This window comes from Burkholderia singularis (genome assembly GCF_900176645.1).
GTDB classification, from domain to species: Bacteria; Pseudomonadota; Gammaproteobacteria; order Burkholderiales; family Burkholderiaceae; genus Burkholderia; species Burkholderia singularis.
Genome location: NZ_FXAN01000106.1, coordinates 93,504 through 117,593 on the forward strand (window position 1 = coordinate 93,504; position 24,090 = coordinate 117,593).

At 62.2% G+C, this 24,090-nt stretch carries 22 protein-coding genes; 6 read left to right on the forward strand and 16 right to left on the reverse strand.

The window, feature by feature from the left end:
* Positions 1-11 precede the first annotated feature (11 nt).
* From BSIN_RS21955 to BSIN_RS22020, 14 genes are all read right to left on the reverse strand, one after another.
* Positions 12-782, reverse strand: coding sequence for a ParA family protein (locus BSIN_RS21955; protein WP_059517010.1), 771 nt, complete (start codon positions 780-782; stop codon positions 12-14).
* Positions 783-836: 54 nt separating this feature from the next.
* The gene (gene rsmG / locus BSIN_RS21960; RefSeq protein WP_089341983.1) at positions 837-1,529 is read right to left on the reverse strand and encodes a 16S rRNA (guanine(527)-N(7))-methyltransferase RsmG; all 693 of its coding nucleotides are present in this window, start codon (positions 1,527-1,529) and stop codon (positions 837-839) included.
* Complete coding sequence (gene mnmG / locus BSIN_RS21965; protein ID WP_059517011.1) at positions 1,526-3,499, reverse strand: tRNA uridine-5-carboxymethylaminomethyl(34) synthesis enzyme MnmG; 1,974 nt, start codon at positions 3,497-3,499, stop codon at positions 1,526-1,528. Before mnmG ends, rsmG begins: the two co-directional genes overlap by 4 nt.
* A 162-nt stretch (positions 3,500-3,661) precedes the next feature.
* Positions 3,662-4,417, reverse strand: coding sequence for an ABC transporter ATP-binding protein (locus BSIN_RS21970; RefSeq protein WP_089341984.1), 756 nt, complete (start codon positions 4,415-4,417; stop codon positions 3,662-3,664).
* Positions 4,417-6,201 carry a branched-chain amino acid ABC transporter ATP-binding protein/permease gene (locus BSIN_RS21975; RefSeq protein ID WP_089341985.1) on the reverse strand — a complete coding sequence of 595 codons (1,785 nt, stop codon included), beginning with the start codon at positions 6,199-6,201 and terminating at the stop codon, positions 4,417-4,419. Before BSIN_RS21975 ends, BSIN_RS21970 begins: the two co-directional genes overlap by 1 nt.
* A 4-nt stretch (positions 6,202-6,205) precedes the next feature.
* Positions 6,206-7,261, reverse strand: a complete 1,056-nt coding sequence (locus BSIN_RS21980) for a branched-chain amino acid ABC transporter permease (RefSeq protein WP_069233567.1) — start codon at positions 7,259-7,261, stop codon at positions 6,206-6,208.
* A 197-nt stretch (positions 7,262-7,458) separates the two neighbouring features.
* Entirely contained in the window at positions 7,459-8,616 is a 1,158-nt protein-coding gene (locus BSIN_RS21985; RefSeq protein ID WP_059517023.1) for an ABC transporter substrate-binding protein, read from the reverse strand.
* 304 nt (positions 8,617-8,920) lie between these two features.
* Complete coding sequence (locus tag BSIN_RS21990) at positions 8,921-9,895, reverse strand: branched-chain amino acid ABC transporter permease (protein WP_173678734.1); 975 nt, start codon at positions 9,893-9,895, stop codon at positions 8,921-8,923.
* Positions 9,895-10,779, reverse strand: a complete 885-nt coding sequence (locus BSIN_RS21995) for a branched-chain amino acid ABC transporter permease (protein WP_059571457.1) — start codon at positions 10,777-10,779, stop codon at positions 9,895-9,897. The genes BSIN_RS21990 and BSIN_RS21995 overlap by 1 nt, the downstream gene beginning before the upstream one ends.
* Before the next feature lie 46 nt (positions 10,780-10,825).
* A complete protein-coding gene (locus BSIN_RS22000; RefSeq protein ID WP_089341987.1) occupies positions 10,826-12,019 on the reverse strand; it encodes an ABC transporter substrate-binding protein in 1,194 nt (397 codons plus the stop codon).
* 108 nt (positions 12,020-12,127) lie between these two features.
* A complete protein-coding gene (locus tag BSIN_RS22005) occupies positions 12,128-12,883 on the reverse strand; it encodes an ABC transporter ATP-binding protein (RefSeq protein WP_089341988.1) in 756 nt (251 codons plus the stop codon).
* Positions 12,880-13,659 (reverse strand): ABC transporter ATP-binding protein, encoded by a 780-nt coding sequence (locus BSIN_RS22010; RefSeq protein ID WP_059517031.1) that lies wholly within the window; start codon positions 13,657-13,659, stop codon positions 12,880-12,882. The genes BSIN_RS22005 and BSIN_RS22010 overlap by 4 nt, the downstream gene beginning before the upstream one ends.
* A gap of 352 nt (positions 13,660-14,011) precedes the next feature.
* Positions 14,012-15,703, reverse strand: coding sequence for a GMC family oxidoreductase (locus tag BSIN_RS22015; protein ID WP_089341989.1), 1,692 nt, complete (start codon positions 15,701-15,703; stop codon positions 14,012-14,014).
* Positions 15,704-15,868: 165 nt separating this feature from the next.
* Positions 15,869-17,392: a CoA-acylating methylmalonate-semialdehyde dehydrogenase gene (locus BSIN_RS22020; protein WP_089342019.1), complete on the reverse strand. Its 1,524-nt coding sequence runs from the start codon at positions 17,390-17,392 to the stop codon at positions 15,869-15,871.
* A gap of 148 nt (positions 17,393-17,540) precedes the next feature.
* Between BSIN_RS22020 and BSIN_RS22025 the strand changes: the two genes are divergently transcribed.
* On the forward strand, positions 17,541-18,440 hold the full coding sequence (locus BSIN_RS22025) for a LysR family transcriptional regulator (RefSeq protein WP_059571452.1): 900 nt from the start codon (positions 17,541-17,543) through the stop codon (positions 18,438-18,440).
* Positions 18,441-18,707: 267 nt separating this feature from the next.
* A complete protein-coding gene (locus BSIN_RS22030) occupies positions 18,708-19,238 on the forward strand; it encodes a class IV adenylate cyclase (protein WP_059517037.1) in 531 nt (176 codons plus the stop codon).
* Positions 19,239-19,418: 180 nt separating this feature from the next.
* Here BSIN_RS22030 and BSIN_RS22035 read toward each other — a convergent pair whose 3' ends face one another.
* A complete protein-coding gene (locus BSIN_RS22035; RefSeq protein ID WP_059517039.1) occupies positions 19,419-19,910 on the reverse strand; it encodes an Lrp/AsnC family transcriptional regulator in 492 nt (163 codons plus the stop codon).
* Positions 19,911-20,059: 149 nt separating this feature from the next.
* Here BSIN_RS22035 and phhA point away from each other — a divergent pair, with 149 nt between their 5' ends.
* Both phhA and BSIN_RS22045 read left to right on the forward strand, forming a co-directional pair.
* Positions 20,060-20,950, forward strand: a complete 891-nt coding sequence (gene phhA / locus BSIN_RS22040) for a phenylalanine 4-monooxygenase (protein WP_089341990.1) — start codon at positions 20,060-20,062, stop codon at positions 20,948-20,950.
* An 82-nt stretch (positions 20,951-21,032) separates the two neighbouring features.
* Entirely contained in the window at positions 21,033-21,338 is a 306-nt protein-coding gene (locus BSIN_RS22045; protein ID WP_059517897.1) for a 4a-hydroxytetrahydrobiopterin dehydratase, read from the forward strand.
* 83 nt (positions 21,339-21,421) lie between these two features.
* Here BSIN_RS22045 and BSIN_RS22050 read toward each other — a convergent pair whose 3' ends face one another.
* Entirely contained in the window at positions 21,422-21,652 is a 231-nt protein-coding gene (locus tag BSIN_RS22050; protein ID WP_089341991.1) for a DUF3717 domain-containing protein, read from the reverse strand.
* 120 nt (positions 21,653-21,772) lie between these two features.
* Between BSIN_RS22050 and BSIN_RS22055 the strand changes: the two genes are divergently transcribed.
* The gene (locus BSIN_RS22055; protein WP_059517045.1) at positions 21,773-22,465 is read left to right on the forward strand and encodes a response regulator transcription factor; all 693 of its coding nucleotides are present in this window, start codon (positions 21,773-21,775) and stop codon (positions 22,463-22,465) included.
* A gap of 101 nt (positions 22,466-22,566) precedes the next feature.
* Positions 22,567-24,057 (forward strand): sensor histidine kinase, encoded by a 1,491-nt coding sequence (locus BSIN_RS22060; protein WP_069235088.1) that lies wholly within the window; start codon positions 22,567-22,569, stop codon positions 24,055-24,057.
* Positions 24,058-24,090: the final 33 nt, after the last annotated feature.

Consider the following 24,090-nt stretch of genomic DNA (forward strand, 5'->3'; position numbering starts at 1 on the left):
CAGGGACCCGTTCAAAGCGCCCGCACCCGCTCAATCATTTCGGCGCCGAACTGGATATATGCCTGTGCGCCACGCGACGCGCGATCGAACACCACGCCAGGGAGCCCATAACTGGGCGCTTCGGCAAGGCGGACATTGCGTGGAATCACAGCATCGAACACCTTGTCGCCAAAATGCGCCTTCAATTGATCGGAAACCTGCTGTTGCAAAGTGATGCGCGGATCGAACATCACGCGGAGCAAGCCGATCACCTTCAGATCGCGATTCAGATTCGCGTGCACCTGCTTGATCGTATTGACGAGGTCAGACAGCCCCTCTAGCGCAAAATATTCACACTGCATCGGGATCACCACGCCGTGCGCCGCGCATAAGCCGTTCAGAGTCAGCAGCGATAGCGCCGGCGGGCAATCAATCAAAACGAAATCGTAGTCGTTAGCGACTTTCTCGAGCGCGGCTCTCAATTGGCGCTCGCGATTTTCGATTCCGACAAGCTCGATCTCCGCGCCGGCCAACTCGCGATTCGCCGGCAACACGTCGTACTTCACCGCCTCCGGGCGCACGCGCGCATCCGCCACCGTGACACCGTCCACCAGCACCTCGTAGACCGTCGACTCGCATTCGGCCTTATCGATACCGCTTCCCATCGTGGCATTGCCCTGCGGATCCAGATCGATCAGCAGCACGCGCTGCTCCTGCGCCGCGAGGCTCGCGGCGAGATTGACCGTCGTCGTCGTCTTGCCGACACCGCCCTTCTGGTTCGCCACGCAGAAGATTTTTGCCATCGTTGGTGTGTTCCTTTCTCTTCTTCAAATGAGCCGGGCACTCTCTCGCGCCGGTTAAATTGCTTCGTCGAGTTCGACTTCGATTAGATGCCGCTGCGCATCGAGCAACGGAACCGTCAGACGAATTACCTGTTTGACGCGCGCGCCGGCCGGCAAGCGGCTTATCTCATCTTCGGGATGAACGCCCTTCATCGCCCAGATCGAGCCGCCCGGCGCAACCAAATGCCGGGCCAGTGTAACGAAGTCTGCCAAGTCCGCGAATGCCCGCGACACGATCACATCGAATTTTCCCGGAATCGCCTTGCCGGGATGCAACGTCTCGACCCGCCCTGTCACGACAGACAGATTGCCGAGCTTTAATTCGGCTTTCGCCTGCGTCTGGAATGCGGATTTCTTGTGAACGATATCGTTCAACGTCACCTGCCATTCGGGCAACGCAATCGCAAGCACAATTCCCGGCAAGCCGCCGCCGGAGCCAACATCGAGCACGCTCGATGCCGCTCGCACGCCGATATACGGGACGATCGACAATGAATCGAGAATGTGCTGAATCAGCATCTGATGCGGGTCGCGGATCGCGGTCAGGTTATACACCGCGTTCCACTTCGCAAGCAGTTCCACGTAGTTGAGCAGCGCATTGCGCTGCTCATCGCTCAATGCAACGCCTAGCGCATTCGCTCCATTGGACAGCAGCGCTTCCAGTATTTCCCGGCTGGCATTCGGGTTCTGACGATGTTGCATCGTCATTGTTGCTGCGCCGCCGTGTTATCGGCCGTCGTGCCAGCGCTCGAAGCGGTCTCGGCGAGCTTACGCCGGCCAAGCCCGCGCTTCAGATGAACCATCAGCAAAGAAATGGCAGCGGGGGTAATACCCGAGATTCGCGATGCCTGGCCGATCGTTTCCGGGCGGAATTGATTTAGTTTCTGGCGCGCCTCAAACGACAACCCTCGTACTTCTGCGTAGTCGATCCCTTCCGGCAGACGCGTATTTTCATGAGCACCATTGCGTTCGATTTCGCCAGCCTGACGCTCGATATAGCCCTGGTATTTGATACCGATTTCGATTTGCTCCTTGATTTGCTCGAGCAGAATCTTATCGTCCGCCAGCGGCTCGGCCGGGCGACATTCGCCGCCACGCAATCCACAAACGCCTTCGTAGCTAACGCCCGGCCGGCGCAGCAGCTCCGCGAGGCTGTATTCGTGCTCGATCGGCTTGCCCAGCAGTGCGGTGGCTTCGTCTGCGGGCAAAGTCTTCGGCGTTACCCATGTCGTGCGCAGCCGCTCGGTTTCACGTGAAACAGCATCGCGCTTTCGATTGAATGCATCCCAGCGAACGTCGTCGACAATTCCCAGTTCACGTCCGATTTCGGTCAGTCGCATGTCGGCGTTGTCTTCACGCAAGCTTAGCCGGTACTCGGCACGACTCGTGAACATGCGGTACGGCTCGGACACACCACGAGTTACCAGGTCATCGACAAGCACGCCGAGATAAGCCTCATCGCGGCGCGGGCACCATGCATCTTTCTCCTGAGCGTAACGGCCCGCGTTGACGCCCGCCAGCAATCCCTGCGCCGCAGCCTCTTCGTAGCCCGTCGTGCCATTGATTTGGCCCGCAAAAAATAGCCCTTGAATCGCCTTCGTTTCAAGCGATGCCTTCAACGCACGCGGATCAAAATAGTCATACTCGATCGCATAACCGGGGCGCAGGATATGCGCCTGCTCCAAGCCGCGCATGGAGTGCACAAGTTCCAACTGCACGTCGAACGGCAGACTGGTCGAAATCCCGTTTGGATAGAATTCGTTCGTCGTCAACCCTTCCGGTTCGAGAAAAATCTGGTGCGATTCTTTTGACGCAAAGCGGTGAATCTTGTCCTCGATCGATGGGCAATACCGCGGGCCCACACCTTCAATCACGCCGGTATACATCGGCGATCGGTCCAAACCACTACGAATGATGTCGTGGGTTCGTTCGTTCGTATGGGTAACCCAGCAAGGCAATTGCTGCGGATGTTGTTCCGCGCGGCCGAGAAACGAGAACACCGGAATCGGATCAAGATCGCCCGGCTGTTCTTCGAGCTTCGAAAAATCGATCGTGCGGCCATCGATACGCGGCGGCGTCCCGGTCTTCAGCCGCCCCTGCGGCAGCTTTAGCTCCTTGAGGCGTCCAGACAGCGAAACCGCTGCCGGATCGCCCGCGCGTCCGCCGGTGTAATTATTGAGGCCGACATGAATCTTGCCGTCCAGGAAGGTACCTGCCGTCAACACGACCGCACGAGCGCGAAAACGCACGCCGACTTGCGTAACCGCACCGACCACTCGATCCCCTTCGACCATCAGGTCGTCAACCGCCTGCTGAAATAGCCACAGATTCGGCTGATTTTCGAGGCGCCGACGAATCGCCTGCTTGTATAGCAATCGATCGGCCTGCGCCCGCGTGGCACGAACCGCCGGCCCTTTCGAAGAATTGAGAATCCGAAACTGGATACCACCTTCGTCGGTTGCGGCGGCCATCGCACCACCCAGCGCATCGACTTCCTTGACCAGATGTCCTTTACCAATCCCGCCGATCGACGGATTGCAGCTCATCTGCCCAAGGGTTTCAATGTTATGCGTCAACAATAGCGTCTTTGCGCCCATGCGTGCCGAAGCCAAGGCGGCTTCCGTGCCAGCATGGCCACCGCCGACGACGATGACGTCAAATTCAGTTGGATAAAGCATTGCGGACTTCGCGCGCAGAACGACGCACGAACCTATCAGAGAAATGTATGGGCGGAATTATAGCGGGTTCGCTTTTGGCCCGACGCTCATGCAAATGGCTAAACAGCAAAAACGCCATGTTTCACGTGAAACACGTGGCCCGTTTTATACGCGGCCTTGTCTCTACGCCGGATTTTTTGCGAGTCCGAGATAGGTTTGGACTACCCGCGGGTTGTTTACAAGCTCCACTGCGCTACCTTCAAGTATCTGCTCACCGGTTTCGAGCACGTAACCGTAATCAGAAATTTGCAGGGCCGCTCGCGCATTCTGCTCGACCAGCAATGTTGCGACACCCGTCTCGCGCAATGCACTGATAATCCGGAACATATCTTTCACGATCAACGGGGCAAGGCCAAGACTCGGTTCGTCGAGCATCAACAAGCTTGGCTTTGCCATCAGCGCGCGCCCAATCGCAAGCATCTGTCGCTCGCCACCCGATAACGTACTCGCCGCCTGCTTGCGTCGCTCCTTCAACCGGGGAAACAGTGTAAATACCGGTTCAAGCTGGTCGAGAAAATTCGCGTCACCCGCCAACTTGCGTCGATACGCCCCCAAAACGAGATTGTCTTCAACTGACATCAAACCGAACAACTCACGCCCTTCGGGCACGAGACACATGCCGCGCACGACGCGCTCCTCCACCGAGCACGCACTCACGTCGTCCCCACCGTACCGAATCACGCCAGTCGCATGGCCAGAAGTCGGCAATATACCCATCACTGCATTGAGCAGCGTCGATTTACCGGCACCGTTCGGACCAATCACGGCGACGATTTGCCCAGCGCCTACGTCGATCGACACCCGGCGAACCACCTCGACCTTGCGATACGATGCCGATAAATCCCGCACCTCGAGCACGAACGGGCATGCTTGCGCCATCACGTCACTCCGCCGAGATAAGCCTCCTGTACCGCAGGATCGTGACGGACCTCTTGCGGCAGCCCTTCAGCAATCCGGGTGCCGAAATCCATGACGACCAGCCGATCAGCCAGATTCATCACGAAATCCATATCGTGTTCGACAAGCAGCACGCTCACGCCTTCTTTTTTCAGCATCCGCAATAGTTCAGCCAACTGCTGCTTCTCCTGATATCGCAGCCCGGCGGCCGGTTCGTCGAGCAATAGCAGCATCGGATCGCTGCATAGCGCGCGAGCGATTTCCAGAATCCGCTGTTGGCCCAGCGCCAAGCTGCCCGCTTCATCATACAAATGCGAACCGAGCCCTACCCGCCGAATCTGCGCCGCCGCCTCGGCCATCAGTTGCGCCTCTTCGTTCGCGTTCAATCCGACAATGCTGCGCCAGATTCCGGCCGAGCCTCGCACATGTGCGCCGAGCGCAACGTTGTCCAGCACGGTCATACCGGGCAGCAGTTTGACGTGCTGGAAGGTACGGCCTATACCCCGGCGAACGATTTCACGAGAAACCAACCCGTCAATCCGCTCACCGCAAAACGAAATCGCACCGCCCGTCGGCCGCATCACGCCCGTCACAAGATTAAACGTCGTCGATTTGCCCGCCCCGTTCGGGCCGATCAAACCGACAATCTGCGACGCACGCACCTCGAAGCTCACGTCGTTGACGACGACAAGCCCATCGAACTGCTTGCGTGCGCCGTCGACGACGAGCAGCGTCTCGCCAGGTCGCGGCAAGTTCCGCCTCGGCAACGGCGGCCCGTGATCCGGCGCTCGCCCGGCTGGCCCGCGCGGCAAAAGGCGCGCGACGAACGGCCAAACACCCTGCCGCGCGTATTGCAGCAGCACCACCATCAATACGCCGAACACGATGATTTCAAAGTTGCCTTCTACACCGAGCAACCTTGGCAGCAGCGTCTGCAAAGCGTCCTGCAACACCGTGACGATTGCCGCGCCCAGCACCGCCCCCCACACATGCGCAATGCCGCCCACCACCGCCATGAAGAGATACTCGATTCCGTGATTCAAACCGAATGGCGTCGGATTAACCGCACGCTGCAGATGCGCATACAAAAAGCCCGAAATCGATGCCAGCACCGCCGCATAGACAAAGATCGCAACCCTCATCCACCCGACGTTCACGCCCATCGCCCCGGCCATCACGCCACTGCCCGGCAATGCGCGGATCGCCCTGCCGGGCCGGCTGTTCAACAGATTGCGGACCGACACGATTGCCGCAAGCACGGCACTCCAAATCACGTAATAAAAGCTGCGGCCCGTATCGAGCGGCCAGCCGAACAGCGTGAGTGACGGAATGCCGTTGATGCCATCGTATTTGCCGAGCCAGCCGAGATTGCCGAACAGAAAAAACAGTGCGAGCCCCCAAGCAATCGTTCCGAGCGGCAGAAAATGGCCGGACAGCCGCATCGTAACGACGCCGAGCACAAACGCGACGAGCGCCGTCAACACGACGCCGACAGCCAGACCAAACCACGGCGACATGCCCCACCGCGTCGTCAGATACGCGGTCGCATACGCACCGATGCCGACGAATGCCGCCTGCCCGAAGCTCGTCATTGCGCCGACACCGGTCAGCAGCACGAGTCCGATCGCAACGAGCGCATAGAGCCCAATATAGTTCGACAGCGTGATCCAGTATTCGGGAACGCGCGCGACGCCCGGCAGAACAGGCAGCGCGATCAGCACGGCGAGAAACAGCCAGAATGCGCGATTACGCAAGATCGGCTTCATCGCATCATGCTCCGCCGTCTTCCGCCTGCGTGCCGCTCAAACTTCGCCACAGCAGCACCGGCACGATCAACGTGAAAACGATGACTTCCTTATACGCGCTCGCCCAGAACGACGAATACGCCTCGAGCACGCCGACGAGCAGCGCGCCGGCTGCCGCCAGCGGATAGTTGACGAGCCCGCCAACGATCGCGCCCACAAAGCCTTTCAAGCCGATCAGAAAACCCGAATCGTAATAAATCGTCGTCAACGGTCCGACAAGCACGCCCGACAACGCACCGAGCGCCGCGGCGAACGTGAACGCCCGTCGCCCGGCTTGGGCCGCACCCATGCCGACGAGACGCGCGCCGACACGGTTGAGCGCCGTCGCGCGCAACGCCTTGCCGAACAGCGTGCGCTCAAAATACAGATAGAGCGCGGCGATCAACGCCAGCGCGGCGCCGATCACCCAAAGACTTTGCATCGAAACCGATGCATGACCCAATGCGAATGCGGCATCGGAGAATGGCGTCGTGCGCGAGCCCTCGGCGCCGAACATCACGAGTCCGAGCCCGACCATCACGAAATGCACGGCCACCGACACGATCAGCAACAGCAGCGTCGTTTCTTCGGCAATCGGCTGATAGACGAGCCGGTAGACGAACGGCCCGAGCGGCACGACGATCGCGAGCGTGAGCGCGATCTGGGCCGGCATCGGCAGCTGCTGCGACGCGACGCTCGCCGTCAACACGTAGATCGCGAGCGGCAGCAGCACGTAGCGGCCTGCGAGCGCCGTCAGCGTGCGGCCGAGTCGACGGCGGCGCGCGCGATAACGAATCAGCCCGCCCGCTTCGAGCAAAAAGCAGGCAGCCCCCGCGACGAGCAGCAGCCAACAGGTTGCCGGAAACTTCTGCGCCTGCAACGCCGCAAGTGTCAGCGCGCCATAGGTGACGAATTCGCCCTGTGGAATGAAGATCACGCGCGTCACGGAAAAAACGAGTACGAGCGCAAGCGACAGCAGTGCATAGACTGCGCCGGTTGTGATGCCGTCCTGCGCAAGAATCGCCGCGATAGAGAAATCCATCTGGCTTCTCCGGTTGAACCTGCGTCGACGAAAACCGCCACCCGACAGACGCACGGCCGCCGGCTCATCCATTCACATGAAACTGTTCTCAGCGCACTGCGTCGTATTTGCCGGTGCCTGTGCTGATCGCACCGGCCCGCGCAATCGGCGAGCAGCGCGGCCCAGCCCATCCGAGCCACAGGCAATGCCGGCGACGGTCAATCCGCCTGCAACTTCCATTTGTCGCCGACAATCTGGACGATCACACGGGCGCGCGTATCCAAGCCGTTGTGATCGGCGGGTGTCGTATTGATCACGCCGTGCGATACCGGCAGATTCCGAATATCTTCGAGTGCCGCGCGCAGCGCATCGCGAAATGCCTGCGTGCCCGGTTGCGCGTTCTTCAGCGCATCAGGAATCGCCCGCTCCAGCATCAGGCCCGCGTCCCAAACGTGGCCGCCGAAGGTCGACACGGCAGCCGCTCCGTATGCGCGCTCGTATGCAGCCTTGTACGCAAGCGCAGGCCGCTTCGCCGGGTTCGAATCAGGCAACTGATCGGCGACGAGCACCGGGCCTGCCGGCAGCAGCTGCGCGTCGCAATCCTTGCCGCAAACGCGGAGAAAATCGTTGTTCGCAACGCCATGCGTCTGATAGATCCTGCCCGGATAGCCGCGCTCTTTCAGCGTCTTCGCGGGCAGCGCGGCCGGCGTGCCTGCGCCGGCGATCAGCACGGCGTCGGGATGGACGGCGAGTGTCTTCAGCACCTGCCCCGTTACCGAGGTATCGGTGCGGTTATAGCGTTCGTTCGCGACAATCCGGATTCCATTTGCCGCCGCGGCCGCGCTGAACACGCTCGACCAGCCATCGCCGTAAGCATCCGCGAAACCGATGAAGCCCACTGTCTTCACACCATGCTTAGCCATGTAGTTCGCGAGCGCATCGGCCATCAACCGGTCGTTTTGCGGCGTCTTGAAAACCCATGCGCGCTTCGCATCCATTGGCGCGATGATTTGCGCGCTGGCGGCAAGCGAAATCATCGGCGTCTTGCCCTGCGCGACGACATCGATCATCGCGAGCGAATTCGGCGTAATCGTCGAGCCGACAATCGCATCGACGTGCTCCTCGTCGATCAGTTTGCGCGCATTCTGCACCGCGCGATTCGTATCGGATGCGTCGTCGAGCACGATATATTCGACGCGCTTGCCGCCGATCTCTTTCGGCAACAACGCGACCGTATTCTTCTCAGGAATGCCGAGCGACGCGGCAGCGCCCGTTGCCGACACCGTGACGCCGATCTTCACTTGCGCTTGCACCAACGTGACGCCCGCGATGCAGCCGATTGCGAGCGCGATCTGCATCCAGCGATTCATTCTCATAACGGTCTCCGTTACGCTGCGAAACGCGCAATAAAAAAGCGCTGTTGGACGGAATCCAACAGCGCTTCGGGTCGGGCAGTCTATGCCTCGAATGTCTCCTCGTTCTCCACCTGCAAATTCGTTTCGCGGTGCATCAGAACTGAGACGAAGATTAAAGCAAGCGCGCTGGATGCGACAACCTAGCATTTACCCCTATGGTGCATCGCCGCACGAAAATAGGGCATGCCAAAGCCTGCTCCAATGGGCATTCGCACTGCCCATTGCATCGGAATCCGAAATATTTTCATGCGCTGCACGATTCCCTTCAAGACGAGCGCAGCGGCCGTATCCGCACGATCGCCTCACCGACGATCCCGCGCCTGAATGCGAGCACGCAGGCGATGAAAATGAGGCCCGTGACAATCGTCGCGGATTCGCCGAGCGAATGGAACCAGTTGATGCCCGTGACTGACGCGAGCCACCCGCCGATGTCGCCAAGACGATCCTCGAGCGCGACGATCAGCGCCGCGCCCACGAGCGGGCCGAACAGCGTGCCCATGCCGCCGACGAGTGTCATCAGCACCACGAGACCGGACATCGTCCAATACGCGTCGCCAAGCGTTTCGAAACCCAGCACGACGACCTTCAGTGCCCCTGCGAGCCCGGCAAGCGCAGCCGATAAGATAAATGCGAGCAGCTTGAAGCGATCGGTGTCGTAGCCAAGCGAAATCGCGCGCGGCTCGTTTTCCTTGATCGCAACGAGCACTTGTCCGAACGGCGAATGGACGATGCGCACGATGAACGCACAGGCGCACGCGACGACGGCGAGCACGGCGTAGTACAGCGTCAAATCCGACGACAGATCGACAAGCCCGAAGAGCCGGCCGCGCGGCACGCCCTGCAGGCCGTCTTCACCATGCGTGAACGGAGCCTGCAGATAGATGAAGTACACCATCTGCGCGAACGCGAGCGTGATCATCGCGAAATAGATCCCTTGCCGCCTGATCGCGAACAGGCCCACCACCACGCCGAGCAGCGTCGCGGCAGCCATGCCCGCGAGCACGCCGAGTTCGGGCGTCGCATGAAGCGACTGCATCGCATAACCCGTCATATAGCCCGCCGTCGCGAGAAACATTGCATGGCCGAACGACAGCAGGCCCGTATATCCGATCAGCAGATTGAAGGCCGCGGCGAACAGCGCGAAGCACAACACCTTCATCACGAACACCGGATAGGCACCGATCAGCGGGGCGACGACGAGACCGGCCAACAACAGTCCGTAGAGCGCATTTTTCTGCATCATCTTTCCTTGCCGAACAAGCCCGCCGGCCGGATCAGCAGCACAATCGCCATAATCACGAACACAACCGTCGCCGACGCCTCCGGATAAAACACCCTCGTCAACCCTTCGATCACGCCGAGCATCAGGCCCGTGACAATCGAGCCCAGGATCGAGCCCATGCCGCCGATCACGACCACTGCGAACACGGTGATGATCATGGGCTGCCCCATCAGCGGCGAGACCTGGATCACCGGCGCGGCGAGCACGCCCGCGAATGCGGCAAGCGCGACGCCGAAGCCGTAAGTCAGCGTGATCATCAACGGCACATTGACGCCGAACGCCTCGACAAGCTTGGGGTTTTCGGTGCCCGCGCGCAGGTACGCGCCAAGCCGCGTCTTCTCGATCACGAACCAGGTTGCGATGCATACCGCGAGCGATGCCGCGACCACCCACGCCCGATAATTCGGCAGGAACATGAAGCCGAGATCCGTCGCGCCCGAAAGCAGCTCGGGCACGTCATAAGGCTGACCGGACGAGCCGTAGACCGAGCGGAATACGCCTTCGACGACGAGCGTGAGCCCAAACGTCAGCAGCAAACCATACAGATGATCGAGCCGATAAAGCCAGCGCAGCATCGAGCGCTCGATCAGGATTCCAAACAGACCGACGATTGCGGGCGCGAGCACGAGCATCGCCCAGTACGGCAGGCCGAGATACGCGAGCCCCATCCACGCGAGCATCGCGCCCAGCATGAACAGCGCGCCGTGCGCGAAGTTGATCACGTTCAGAAGCCCGAAAATCACGGCGAGCCCAAGACTCAGGATCGCGTAGAACGAGCCGTTGACGAGCCCGAGCAGCAATTGGCTCAGCATCGCCGACGCCGGAATACCGAAGATATTCATCGAGTCTGCCGTCAGTCAGAAATCAGTGGCCGCAAGCCGAAACGGTCTATTTCCATAACGCGCAACGCGTCTCCTGCTTCGTCGCGAACGCCTGCTCGCCCGGAATCGTCGCGAGGATCTTGTAGTAATCCCAAGGTTCTTTCGATTCGGACGGCTTCTTCACCTCCATCAAATACATGTCGTGAATCATACTGCCGTCCGCGCGAACGTAGCCTTTCGCGTAAAAATCGTCGATCTTCGCCTTGCGAAGCTGCACCATCACCTTGTCCGAATCGGTCGAACCCGCTGCCTGCACGGCCTTCAGATACGTCGTCACCGCCGAATAATCCGCCGCCTGCAGGCTCGACGGCATCTTCTTCATTTTTGCGAAGTAACGCTGCGCCCACTGCCGCGACGCCTGATCGCGATTCCAGTACCAGCTATCGGTGAGTACGAGACCTTGCGTCGTATCGAGGCCGAGGCTGTGAATGTCATCAATGAAGACGAGCAGCGCCGCGAGCTTCATCGTCTTCGTGATGCCGAACTCCTTGGCCGCCTTGATCGAGTTGACCGTGTCGCCGCCCGCGTTCGCCAGACCGAGAATCTGCGCCTTCGAGCCCTGCGCCTGCAACAGGAACGACGAAAAATCCGACGCGGACAGCGGATGGCGCACTTCGCCCAGCACCTGGCCGCCGTTCGCTTTGACGACATCACTCGTATTCTTCTCGAGCGATTTGCCGAATGCGTAATCCGCGGTCAGGAAAAACCACGTCTTGCCGCCGCGCTTCGTGACAGTCGAGCCCGTGCCCTTGGCGAGCGCCATCGTGTCGTATGCATAGTGGATCGTGTAGGGCGTGCACTGCTCGTTCGTCAGCGTATCCGCGCCCGCGCCGATATTGATGTAGACCTTCTTCTTTTCCGCCGCAACCTGGTTCGTCGACAACGCGGTCGCCGAGTTCGTGCCGCCGACGATCATGTCGACGCCGCCTCGATCGATCCATTCGCGCGCCTTCGACGCCGCGATGTCGGCCTTGTTCTGGTGATCGGCATAGACAAGCTCGATTGGCTTGCCGTTGACCTTGCCGCCGAAATCGGCCACCGCCATCTTGATCGCCTCCAGGCCGCCCTGGCCGTCGATATCGGCGTACAGGCCCGACATATCGGTGATGAAGCCGATCTTCACGGTATCCGCGGCATGCGCGGCTTGCGCCAACCACGCGGCGGTGATTAGACACGCGTAAGCAAGGGTTTTGAATTTCATTCAAGTCTCCTGATCGGTATTGTCTTTATCGAGTTCCAGCGTCGCACATCGGGGCCGCCCGCGCGGCCGGCAAGCGCCGCACCGGGGCCGTCTTGATACGAACCATCGCTAAATGCCGAGCAGATCGTGCAGCGCGGGCATCTTGCCGTCAAGTTCGGCTGCGCCGAAATGCTCGACGATGCGCCCATGCTCCATCACGTAAAAGCGGTCGGCGAGCGGCGCCGCAAAGCGGAAGTTCTGCTCGACCATCACGATCGTGTAGCCGCGCGCCTTCAGGGTGACGATCATCGCGGCGAGCGTCTGCACGATGACGGGCGCAAGCCCCTCGGAAATTTCGTCAAGCAGCAGCAGGTTCGCGCCCGTGCGCAAGATGCGCGCAATCGCGAGCATCTGCTGCTCGCCGCCCGACAGCCGCGTGCCCTGGCTCGCACGCCGCGCCGCAAGATTCGGAAACATCCGATAGATATCGTCGACAGCCATCGCATGCGCACGCGCGCCGACGACAGGCGGCAGCAGCAGATTCTCTTCGCACGACAGGCTCGAGAAGATGCCGCGCTCCTCCGGGCAATAACCGACACCGTGATGCGCGATCTTGTGCGTCGGCAATCCGATCGTCTCGTGGCCCGCGACCTTGATCGAACCGCTGCGCCTGCCGGTCAAGCCCATGATCGCGCGCAGCGTCGTTGTGCGCCCGGCGCCGTTACGGCCAAGCAGCGTGACGACCTCGCCGCGGCGCACCGTCAGATCGACGCCATGCAGAATGTGCGATTCGCCATACCACGCTTCGAGCCCTGCGATGTCGAGCGCAGGCGCGCCGCCTTCGGCGCTCTTCAGCGCCCGCTCTTCCCGTTCGCTGTGATTCATGCGTGCGCTCCCGCCAGCGCCGCGTCGGTACTGCCCATATACGCCTCGACCACGAGCGGATTTTTCGATACCTCCGCATACGTGCCTTCGGCCAGCACCTCGCCGCGCTGCAGGACCGTGATCGTATCGGAGATGCCCGCGATCACGTTCATGTTGTGCTCGACCATCAGAATCGTGCGGCCGCTCGCGACCTTCTTGATGAGCGCCGTCACGCGATCGACATCTTCGTGTCCCATCCCCTGCGTCGGCTCGTCGAGCAGCATCAGTTCGGGCTCCATCGCGAGCGTCGTCGCGATTTCGAGCGCGCGCTTGCGGCCATACGCAAGCTCGACCGTCGGCACATGCGCGAAATCGGACAGGCCAACCTGCGTGAGCAGATCCATCGCACGATCATCGAGTTGCCTCAGCGAGCGCTCGCTGCGCCAGAAACAGAATGCCGTGCCGAGCGAGCGCTGCAGGCCGATCCGCACGTTCTGCAGCGCGCTTAGATGCGGAAACACCGCGGAAATCTGAAACGAGCGGATCACGCCGCGCCGCGCGATCTGCGCGGGACGCTCGTCGGTGATGTCGATGCCGTTGTAGACGATTTGGCCCGCGGTGGGCTTCAGGAATTTGGTCAGGAGATTGAAACACGTGGTCTTGCCCGCGCCGTTCGGTCCGATCAGCGCATGGATCGAGCCTCGCCGCACGCGCAGGTTCACGCCGTTGACGGCAACGAAGCCTTTGAATTCCTTCGTGAGTTCCCGCGTTTCGAGAATCGTGTCGCCGAGAATCATGTTCCCTTCCTGCGAATTGAGGCGAAGCGCCGGGCGATATCGCTCAAACGGCCACGAAGCGTTCAGCGGGTATGAGTCTGCCCCCGAGCTTGATGTGTCGCATCGAGACTGGTCTCCTCGAAGCAAGCCGCGGATTCGGAATGCGTGTCATTGTCGCGCCGTTGGTGCAGTGCATTCATTGGGATTTGCACTTATAGGGTGCGGCAATCGTCAATGCCTGCCCAGCCACGCGCCGCGTGCGTTTTACCGAATGCGTCCCCGTGCTTTTGGGTTAACCCTCAGCCGATTTTTTATTGCATTTTATTGACGATTTTTTATTGACCGAGGATTTCAATGGCGGATCACGCCGTTTTCAAATCGGCGTCGCGGTTTCGGGCCATGTCGCCGCGTCATCGCGCTGTGTCACGCCGCGGCGATCCGCGCGGATCATGTCGCTTGCGCGCTCCGCGATCATCAGCGTCGGCGAATTCGTGTTGCCCGACGTGATTACCGGCATCACCGATGCATCGACGACGCGCAGCCCCGTCACGCCCCGCACGCGCAAGCGGCTGTCGACGACGGCGTCCGGATCGTCGGCGCGGCCCATCCGGCATGTGCCCACCGGATGAAAAATCGTCGTGCCGATCGCGCCGGCCGCTTCGATCAGTTGCTCTTCACTCTGATAATGCGCACCCGGCAAGATTTCCTCGGGCGCATACCGCGCGAGCGCAGGCGCGGCCGCGATCCTGCGCGTCAGCCGCAGCGCATTCGCGGCAACGCGGCGGTCATGATCGGTCGACAAATAATTCGGTGCGATTGCCGGCGCGCGGGCCGGATCCGGCGATACCGCGTGAACGCTGCCGCGCGAAGTCGGCCGCAGATGGCAGACCGACGCGGTGAACGCATTGAAGCGATGCAGCGGCTCACCAAAGCGCTCGAGCGACAACGGCTGCACGTGATACTCGAGATCGGGCCGCGTGAGCGCCGGGTCGTGCGGGTCCGATTTCGCGAACGCGCCCAATTGCGACGGCGCCATCGACATCGGCCCGCTTTTCGTCAACGCATATTGCGCGCCGATCATCAGCTTGCCCCACCAATGCGCGGCGAGCGTGTTCAGCGTGCGCACCCCGCGCACGCGAAACGCCATGCGTAATTGCAAGTGATCCTGAAGATTCTCGCCGACGCCGCGTAACGCGTGCGCAACTTCGATGCCGAGCGCGCGCAGCCGCTCACCGTCGCCGATGCCGGAAAGCTCGAGCAACTGCGGCGAATTGACCGCGCCCGACGCAAGCAGCACTTCCGCACGCGCGCGCGCGACACAGCGCGAACCGTCGTCGCGGCGGTATTGGACGCCCACACAGCGCCGTGCGTCGAACACGAGCCGCTCGGCCTGCGCGCCCGTTACTACGGTGAGATTCGGCCGCGCAAGTGCCGGGCGCAGAAACGCCTTCGATGCATTCCAGCGCACGCCGCGCTTCTGGTTGACTTCGAAATAACCGACGCCGGCATTGTCGCCGCGATTGAAATCGTCGGTCGCCGAGATGCCGGTCTGCTGCGCCGCTTGCGAAAACGCCTCGAGAATCTCCCAGCGCAACCGCTGTTTTTCGACGCGCCACGGACCGCCCGCGCCGTGCGCGTCGCTCGCGCCTGCGTGATGATCTTCGCTGCGCTTGAAGATCGGCAGCACCGCGTTCCACGACCACCCGTCATCGCCCGTCACGCGCGCCCAGTCGTCGTAGTCGCCGCGCTGGCCGCGCATGTAGATCATCCCGTTGATCGACGACGAGCCGCCGAGCACGCGCCCGCGCGGATACGACAGCGCGCGGCCGTTCAATCCCGCTTCGGGCTCGGTCTTGTAGCGCCAGTCGGTGCGCGGATTGCCGATGCAGTACAAATAGCCGACTGGAATGTGAATCCATCGGTAATCGTCGTTGCCGCCCGCCTCGATCAGCAGCACCGACACGTCGCGCTCCTCGCTGAGCCGGCTCGCGAGCACGCAGCCCGCGGTGCCCGCACCGACGATCACGTAATCGAATTCGCCCTCGGGCGTGCGTTCTGCCACCATCGTCGTGTCTCCTCGATCCCGGTTTCCGGTCTGATTTTCGCTGCGGCGGGCTCGCGCGAACCGCCGCCTCCGTATCGCGTGGCGCGCGACGGCACGTGCCACTCAAGCATAGACCGCGCGGCGCCCGAACGGAGGCCGCGCGGCATCGCGCAAATCGCTTCGGCGTCACTTCGCCACGGGCATCGTGAATTCCGCTCCCTTCGCGATGCTATCCGGCCAACGCTGCATCACGCTCTTGTAGCGCGTGTAGAAACGCACGCCCTCTTCGCCGTAAGCGTGGTGATCGCCGAACAGCGAGCGCTTCCAGCCGCCAAACGAATGCCAGGCCATCGGCACCGGAATCGGCACGTTGATACCGACCATACCGACCTGGATCTGCCGCGCGAACGCGCGCGCGACGCCGCCGTCGGACGTGAAGCACGACACGCCGTTCGCGAACTCGTGCGCGTTGATCAGCGCCACCGCGCTCGCGAAATCCGGCACCCGCACGACCGCGAGCACCGGTCCGAAGATTTCCTCGCGATAGATCGACATGTCGGTCTTGACGTGATCGAACAACGTACCGCCGAGGAAAAAGCCGCCCTCGTAACCATCGACGACATGCCCTCGCCCGTCCACCACCAGCGTTGCGCCCTCGGCCACGCCCGCATCGATGTATGCGGCCACCTTCGCACGATGCGCGGCCGTCACGAGCGGGCCCATTTCGACACCCGCGTCCATGCCGTTGCCGATCTTCAGCGCCTTCGCGCGCTCGGCAAGCTTGGCGACGAGCGCATCGGCCACGCCGCCCACCGCCACCGCGACCGAAATCGCCATGCAGCGCTCGCCCGCCGATCCATACGCGGCACCGACGAGCGCATCGACCGCCTGCTCGAGGTCCGCATCCGGCATCACGACGAGATGATTCTTCGCACCGCCAAGCGCCTGCACGCGCTTGCCGCGCCGGGAAGCTTCCGCGTGGATGTACTCTGCAATCGGCGTCGATCCGACAAACGACAACGCAACGACATCCGGATGCGCGATCAGCGCGTCAACGGCCGTCTTGTCGCCATGCACGACGTTGAACACCCCGTCGGGCAGCCCCGCCTCCTTCAACAGCTCGGCGAGCCGCACCGACGCCGACGGGTCCCGCTCCGACGGTTTGAGCACGAACGTGTTGCCGCATGCGATCGCGATCGGGAACATCCAGCACGGCACCATCATCGGAAAATTGAACGGCGTGATGCCGGCAACGACGCCAAGCGGCTGACGCAGGTTCCAGTTGTCGATCCCGCCGCCGATCTGGTCGGTGAAATCGGTTTTCAGCAGATTCGGCATCCCGCAAGCGAATTCGACCACCTCGATGCCGCGCATCACTTCGCCGTGCGCGTCCGAGAAAACCTTGCCGTGCTCGCGGCTGATCAGCTCGGCAAGCTCGTCGTGATGACGCTCGAGCAGCTCCTTGAACTTGAACATCACGCGTGCGCGCTTGAGCGGCGACGTCTCGCTCCAGGCGGCGAATGCGGCGTGCGCGGCGGCGACGGCCGCGTCCACTTCGGCCGTGCTCGCGAGCGGCGTGCGGGCCGTCACCACGCCAAGGGCCGGGTTGAACACGTCGCTATAGCGATCGCTCGCGCCTTCCACAGCGCGGCCGCCGATGAAATGCGCCAATGCGCGCACGCGCGCGTCGTTCGCGGGGCTGATTGTCATGCCTTCCTCCGTTCTCCGTTCGTTCCGTTTGCTCGGCTTGCGCCCTGCACGCAAGCGCGTGCTTCGAAGACGAAGCGTACCTGCGGCGGCCGCTCCCGATCCAATGAGTTATCCTCAAATGCAATATAAGCCGCGCTAATATTGCTCGATGGATCTGATACTGCTTCGCGCCTTCGTCGCGGTTGCGCGCGAAGGCAATCTGACACGTGCCGCCGCCCGGCTGCACCTGACGCAGCCCGCCGTCAGCCTGCAAATCAAGAATCTGCAGGATGCGCTCGGCATCACGCTGTTCGAGCGGACATCGCGCGGGCTTGTGCTCACGCGCGATGGCCAAGCACTGCTGCCGCACGCGGAGCGCGCGCTCGACGCCGCCGCCGACGTTGCGCGCGCCGCCTCCGCGCTCAAGCACGAGGTGCGCGGCCGGTTGCGGATCGGCTCGATTCTCGACCCCGAATTCCTGCGGCTCGGCGGCTTTCTGAAACGGCTCGTCGAAGCCTATCCGCAGATCGAAACCGCGTTGCGGCACGGCATGTCCGGCTGGGTGCTCGATCAGGTCCGCGCCCGCGAACTCGACGTCGGCTACTACATTGGCCGGCCTGACGAGGACGATCCGCGCGAAGCCGGACGCTTCCATACGCTGACACTCACGCAATTCCGTTACCGCGTGCTTGCGCCCGCCGGTTGGAAGGAACGCGTGCAGCGCACGCGCTCGTGGCGCGAGCTTGCCGCGCTACCGTGGATCTGGACGCCCCCGGCGTCGGCGCATCATCGGCTGCTCTCGCGCCGCTTCGCCGACGCGGGCGTGCAGCCCGTCAAAGTGGCTGAAGTCGATCAAGAAACGTCGATGCTCGATCTCGTCAAATCGGGCGTAGGGCTGTCGCTCGCGCGCGATTCGGTTGCGTTGCGCGAAGCGCACGCGCATGCATTGGCGATCGTCGAGCACGTATCGGTGCCGGCCGAGCTGACGTTCGTCGCGCTTGCCGAACGATGCGACGAGCCGGCAATTGCGGCCGCGTTGCGGCTTGTCGACGAACAGTGGGCGGTTTAACGCCAGTTCGCGCCAATGGCGCGGCGCCGTTGCGCGACGCGTCGGCAACGCATCCCGTCAAACGGCGCGACACGAGGGCCTGAAGAGACGAGCCACCTCGGCAGCCCCCTGCAAATGTGCTGCGGCCGGATATCCGCCGGGCGGCTGCACACGGGCGCACGACGCGCTTGTGATCGCTTTCGCGCTCGCGCCGCTGCCCGCCGATAGAATGAGGGTTCTGGATGGTTCGTCCGGACCCGCAAATGCCTTTCCCAGAAGGAGACACGCATGGCCCGCAACATCGAGATCAAAGCCCGCGCGCGCGAATTCGAGCAGATCCGCGAACGCGCCGCCGCACTCGCGACCGACGCACCGCTTTTCTACCGTCAACAGGATTTCTTCTATGACGTCCCGCGCGGCCGCCTGAAGCTGCGCCGCTTCGAAGACGGCACACCCGCCGAACTGATCTTCTACCAGCGCGACGATCAGGACGGCCCGAAGGCGTCGTACTACACACGCAGCCCGGTAACCAACCCGGATGCGATGCACTCGCTGCTCGCAACCGCGCTGACCACGCGCGGCATCGTGACGAAAGAGCGGCACGTCTATTTGGCGGGCCGCACGCGGATTCATCTCGATCGCGTCGACGGCCTCGGCGATTTCGTCGAACTCGAAGTCGTGCTCGCGCCCGACGACGACGAGGAAGGCGGCCACGCGGAAGCGCACACGGTGTTCGAAAAGCTCGGCGTGCCGAGCGACGATCTCGTCGCGCTTGCTTATGTCGATCTGCTCAACGCACAAACCAAAACACCTGCGTAATGCGTTATCGCGAGCGGCTCCGCCATGCGCGGCAGGCCGCCGGCCGCCACCCGCGGCAGCGTAGCGGAGGAACGACAACTCGCGCCGGCGCGCGCCGCGCAGCGAATGCATCGCGAAAAGCAGCACATGCTCAGCCATGCCGCCGCGCATCGCATATCGCGCCGGCGTGGCCGCTTCGCGTCACGCCGCCGGCGCGCCCGATTCCAGATGACTGAGCGGCAGCGGCCCGTTGCGCTTGAACGTCGTCAATACGATGTTCGAACGCACGCTGTCAACGCCCGGCACCCGCATCAGCTTTTTCATGACGAACGACGACAGCGCATTCAGATCCGGCGCGACGATCCGTAACAGATAATCGGCGTCGCCCACCACCGCATGGCACTCGAGCACTTCGGGCAACACGTCGATCTGCTGCTGAAACTGCTCGATGATCGAGTCGCCGTGATGTTTGAGCTTCAGGCTCGTGAACGCGGTGACGCCGAGCCCGAGCTTTTCGGGCCGCAACACGACCCGATAGCCGTCGATCACGCCCGTCGCCTCCAGCCGCTGCAACCGCCGCCCGATCTGCGACGGCGACAGCGGTACTTCCTCGCCGAGCTGCTGATGCGTCGCCCGGCCGAAACGCTGCAATACGGCGAGCAACGCCAAATCGAAATGATCGAGATCCACCATGAAAATTCTCCGCGAGAATTTATGATTCAATGCGCGATTATTGCATTGAATATCGTGAATTCAAAAATTTTGCGCCCAATCCGCGCATAGGCCGCTCTACACTTGCACCTATCGAAACCGAATGAACCGATGCAAGGTCAGCGCCCATCATGTCCACCGCCGTCACCGCGAAGCTCAAGGAACAGTTCGACGCGGGTCTCGAAACCCGCGCGGATTTCACGATCGACCAGCCGTTCGGCCGCTACGGCCAAGCCGATCACGCGGTATGGCGGCAACTCTACGCGCGTCAGGTCGCGCTCCTTCGCGATCGCGCGTGCGATGCCTTCGTCAGCGGCCTCGCGCGCACCAATTTGCCCGCCGACCGGGTGCCGCTGTTCGTCGACGTCAACCGCGCGCTGAAGCCCGCGACCGGCTGGCAGATCGTCGCGGTGCCGGGCCTCGTGCCGGACCGCGTGTTCTTCGAGCACCTCGCAAACCGCCGCTTTCCGGTGACCTGGTGGATGCGCCGTGCCGACCAGCTCGACTATCTGCAAGAACCGGACTGCTTTCATGATCTATTCGGCCACGTCCCGCTTCTCATCGATCCGGTGTTCGCCGACTACATGCATGCATACGGTCGCACCGCGCTCGCAGCCGCCGACGATCCCTTCGCACTTACGCTGCTTGCCCGCCTTTACTGGTATACGGTCGAGTTCGGCCTGATCCGTCACGCGGGCGACCGCAGCTTGCGGATCTACGGCGCAGGCATCGTGTCGAGCAGCGGCGAGACGCACTACAGCCTGGAGAGCGCCGCGCCGAACCGGCTCGGCTTCGATCTGGAGCGCGTGATGCGAACCCGTTACCGAATCGACACGTTCCAAAAGACATACTTCGTGATCGACGACTTCGCTCAGCTGTTCGCGCTTGCCGACGTGAACGCGCCCGATCTTGCCGCCCGGCTCGCCGGCGCACCTGAGCATCCGGCGGGCGCGATACTCGACAGTGACCGCGTCATTACGCGCGGTACGGGACAAGGTTGGGCCACGGACCCGGACGTTTGAGCGCAAATATGAAAGAATGGCCGGTACGGCGCCCGTCGCGCGACCGCGCGCGGCTGCGCCGCCACCGGACGAGGTAAGAAAAATGGTTCACAAGCTGACATCGGAAGAACGCAAGACGCAACTGGAAAACCTGCCTCATTGGGTGGCCGTTCCCGGCCGCGATGCGATTCAGCGCAGCTTCCGCTTCGCCGATTTCAACGAGGCATTCGGCTTCATGACGCGCGTGGCAATCAAGGCGCAGGAAATGGACCATCATCCCGAATGGTTCAACGTCTACAACCAGGTCGATATCACGCTGTCGACGCACGACGCGCACGGCCTCACCGAGCGCGACATCAAACTCGCGCATTTCATCGAGGAAGCGGGCCGGCACGCAAAGACTGCGTAATAATCCGAATAGAGTTTCGAAAACTGGTTCGTCAACGTAACGCTTTCAACCCGCGTTTTCTATGCTGAATAAAGCGAAAGCCTTCAGCTTTCCAAACTGTTTTTAAGGTGAACGTAAGATTCCCAAGCACTGCGCGCTTTAGGGTCCAATCCCTCCAGTCGCAGTGCACTTTGGCGCTGTACAATCAACAGCGCATACGGTTTGGAAAGCGCGCTGGCCTCTTTGCAGAGTTCGAGTTCGTCGCCGCTCGACGGCGAGCGGATACGCCAGAAATTGATCGCGGCTTCGAGTTCGTGAATCGAAATATCGGACATGATCGAGGATTCGTTGCTGGCGGCTCCGCTTACCGGCCCGCATGCGACGTTTTTCGTGGAAATGGCGTCGTGCTGCCTTGCGTGCCTGAACCGCCAACCTATTGTACTTGAGCGAATCTCATGCGACTCCTTCTGATTGAAGACGACCGCCCCATCGCACGTGGCATCCAAAGCAGCCTCGAACAAGCGGGCTTCACCGTCGACATGGTTCACGACGGCATCTTTGCCGAGCAGGCGCTCGCGCAAAACCGTCACGAGCTTGTGATTCTCGACCTCGGCCTGCCCGGTATCGACGGCATGACGCTCCTGTCGCGCTTTCGCCAGATCAATCGTCACACGCCCGTAATCGTGCTGACCGCGCGCGACGAGCTGAACGACCGCGTGCAAGGTCTCAATTCCGGCGCCGACGATTACATGCTCAAGCCGTTCGAGCCCGCCGAACTCGAAGCGCGCATCCGCGCGGTGATGCGCCGCAGCGGCCCGCACAGCGACATGCCGCGCCCGGAAGTATCGCTTGGCGGCGTGCGCCTGTCGGGCGTCGATCGCCGCATCTTCAACGACGACAAGCCGCTCGAGTTGTCGCCGCGCGAATTCGCGGTGCTCGAAATGCTGCTGCTGCGCCACGGGCGCGTCGTCAGCAAGGCGCAATTGCAGGATCACCTGACGCATTTCGGCGGCGATCTCGGCGACACCGCGATCGAAGTTTACGTGCACCGGGTCCGCAAGAAGCTCGAACAATGCCGGGTCGAAATCGTGACCGTGCGGGGCTTCGGTTATCTGTTGCAGGAAATTCGCCAGACTGCGAGCGTTTGAACGCTTGTCTGACACCTCACCGCTTGCGCGGCCACGCGCGGTGATCCTCCGCCCTGCCCGCGCCGCTTCGCGAAGCGGCGCTCTTCTCATGCTTTTGCGCGATGTCCGCTGAACCGGCCGTGCCGACCAGTCTGCGCCGCACCTTGCTGCGGCGCCTCGCCGCGCCGCTATCGATGCTCGCATTGATGAGCGGCCTCATCGCATACTGGCTCGCGTGGCAATACACGCAGCACGTCGTCGACCGTTCGCTTGCCGATCTCGCCACGGCGATCTCGAAACAGATCCAGATCGCAGGCCCGGACGCGCCGTTCACGGTTCCGCCGCTCGCGCAAGCGATGTTTTCCGATCCCAACGAGCAGTTGATCTACCGGATCAGCGACGGCGAGCACGAACTCGCCGGCGATCCGAAGCTACCGCTACAGGGCACGAGCGTGCGCCGGATGCATATTGCGTATGTGTTCGAGGCCGACTACGACAACCAGGCGGTGCGTGTCGCCCAGATCCGTGTCGAACAACCGTTGGAAGGCGGCAATCCAATGCTCGTCGAGGTCGCGCAGCCGGTTCGTTACCGTTACCGGATCGCAGCCGAGTTCCTTGTCGCGATCATGATGCCGTTGCTGCTGCTGCTGCTCGCCGGTTGGGGAATCGTATGGCGCGTCGTCAATCAGCAGCTCGGCCCGCTCACGCATCTGGCCGATTCGCTGAACCGCCAAACGCATACGTCGCTCGAGCCCGTCGACGAAACCGAGGTGCCGCTCGAAATTCAGCCGCTCACGAACGCGATGAACGCCCTGCTCGGCCGTCTGAAAACCGCGCTCGACGCCCAGCGCAAGTTCATTGCCGACGCCGCGCACCAGTTGCGCACACCGCTCACCGCAATCAAATTGCACGCCGAGCAGGCTGCCGTCGCGCGCGAGCCGCAACAGGCGCTCAACGCGGTGCGTGAGCTGCGCTCGGCCGCTGACCGCGCGGTGCGGTTGTCGAATCAGCTTCTGTCACTTGCGCGCGCGGAGCCGGGCGAACAGGCTGCGCGCTTCGTCGATGTCGATCTCGCCGGCCTCGCGTTCGAGACCGGCGCCGAATGGGTGCCGCGCGCCCTCGCCGCGCATGTCGATTTCGGCTTCCAGCGCGGCGACGGTCGTGCCGACGACGAGCCGCTGGTCATTCGCGGCAATCCGGTGCTGCTGCGCGAAGTGATCGCCAATCTGCTCGATAACGCGTTGAAATACGTGCCGCTCTCACGGCCGGCAGGCGCGCGGATCACCGTCAACGTCTCGCGGATCGAACGCGGCGGCGACAAGCCAGCCGCGGAGATCGTCGTCGAAGACAACGGCCCCGGTGTGCCGGCCGGCCAGCAAGCCGATCTCTTCAAACGCTTTTTCCGTGGCGATGCGCAAAACGGAGGCGGTGTCGAATCGGGCGCGGGACTCGGTCTTGCGATCGTTCACGACATCGTCGCGATGCATGGAGGAACCGTTTCGTATGCGGACGCCGCCGGCGGCGGCTCGCGCTTCATCGTGCGCGTACCGCTTGCCGCAACGCCATCCGTGCCGTCGCCGCATGTTTCGGAATCGCCGGCGGCTTCCGTTTGAGCCGTTCGACCACACGAAGGCCAGCCTGGCACA

Coding starts and splice junctions, on each gene's coding strand:
- BSIN_RS21995 (WP_059571457.1), bottom strand. CDS start 10,779: ATGAATATCTTCGGTATTCCGGCGTCGGCGATGCTGAGCCAATTGCTG.
- BSIN_RS22045 (WP_059517897.1), top strand. CDS start 21,033: ATGGTTCACAAGCTGACATCGGAAGAACGCAAGACGCAACTGGAAAAC.
- mnmG (WP_059517011.1), bottom strand. CDS start 3,499: ATGCTTTATCCAACTGAATTTGACGTCATCGTCGTCGGCGGTGGCCAT.
- BSIN_RS22020 (WP_089342019.1), bottom strand. CDS start 17,392: ATGACAATCAGCCCCGCGAACGACGCGCGCGTGCGCGCATTGGCGCAT.
- BSIN_RS22035 (WP_059517039.1), bottom strand. CDS start 19,910: ATGGTGGATCTCGATCATTTCGATTTGGCGTTGCTCGCCGTATTGCAG.
- rsmG (WP_089341983.1), bottom strand. CDS start 1,529: ATGACGATGCAACATCGTCAGAACCCGAATGCCAGCCGGGAAATACTG.
- BSIN_RS22005 (WP_089341988.1), bottom strand. CDS start 12,883: ATGAATCACAGCGAACGGGAAGAGCGGGCGCTGAAGAGCGCCGAAGGC.
- BSIN_RS22025 (WP_059571452.1), top strand. CDS start 17,541: ATGGATCTGATACTGCTTCGCGCCTTCGTCGCGGTTGCGCGCGAAGGC.
- BSIN_RS21980 (WP_069233567.1), bottom strand. CDS start 7,261: ATGGATTTCTCTATCGCGGCGATTCTTGCGCAGGACGGCATCACAACC.
- BSIN_RS21990 (WP_173678734.1), bottom strand. CDS start 9,895: ATGCAGAAAAATGCGCTCTACGGACTGTTGTTGGCCGGTCTCGTCGTC.
- phhA (WP_089341990.1), top strand. CDS start 20,060: ATGTCCACCGCCGTCACCGCGAAGCTCAAGGAACAGTTCGACGCGGGT.
- BSIN_RS21955 (WP_059517010.1), bottom strand. CDS start 782: ATGGCAAAAATCTTCTGCGTGGCGAACCAGAAGGGCGGTGTCGGCAAG.
- BSIN_RS22030 (WP_059517037.1), top strand. CDS start 18,708: ATGGCCCGCAACATCGAGATCAAAGCCCGCGCGCGCGAATTCGAGCAG.
- BSIN_RS22000 (WP_089341987.1), bottom strand. CDS start 12,019: ATGAAATTCAAAACCCTTGCTTACGCGTGTCTAATCACCGCCGCGTGG.
- BSIN_RS22060 (WP_069235088.1), top strand. CDS start 22,567: ATGTCCGCTGAACCGGCCGTGCCGACCAGTCTGCGCCGCACCTTGCTG.
- BSIN_RS21970 (WP_089341984.1), bottom strand. CDS start 4,417: ATGGCGCAAGCATGCCCGTTCGTGCTCGAGGTGCGGGATTTATCGGCA.
- BSIN_RS22010 (WP_059517031.1), bottom strand. CDS start 13,659: ATGATTCTCGGCGACACGATTCTCGAAACGCGGGAACTCACGAAGGAA.
- BSIN_RS21985 (WP_059517023.1), bottom strand. CDS start 8,616: ATGAGAATGAATCGCTGGATGCAGATCGCGCTCGCAATCGGCTGCATC.
- BSIN_RS22055 (WP_059517045.1), top strand. CDS start 21,773: ATGCGACTCCTTCTGATTGAAGACGACCGCCCCATCGCACGTGGCATC.
- BSIN_RS22050 (WP_089341991.1), bottom strand. CDS start 21,652: ATGTCCGATATTTCGATTCACGAACTCGAAGCCGCGATCAATTTCTGG.
- BSIN_RS22015 (WP_089341989.1), bottom strand. CDS start 15,703: ATGGTGGCAGAACGCACGCCCGAGGGCGAATTCGATTACGTGATCGTC.
- BSIN_RS21975 (WP_089341985.1), bottom strand. CDS start 6,201: ATGAAGCCGATCTTGCGTAATCGCGCATTCTGGCTGTTTCTCGCCGTG.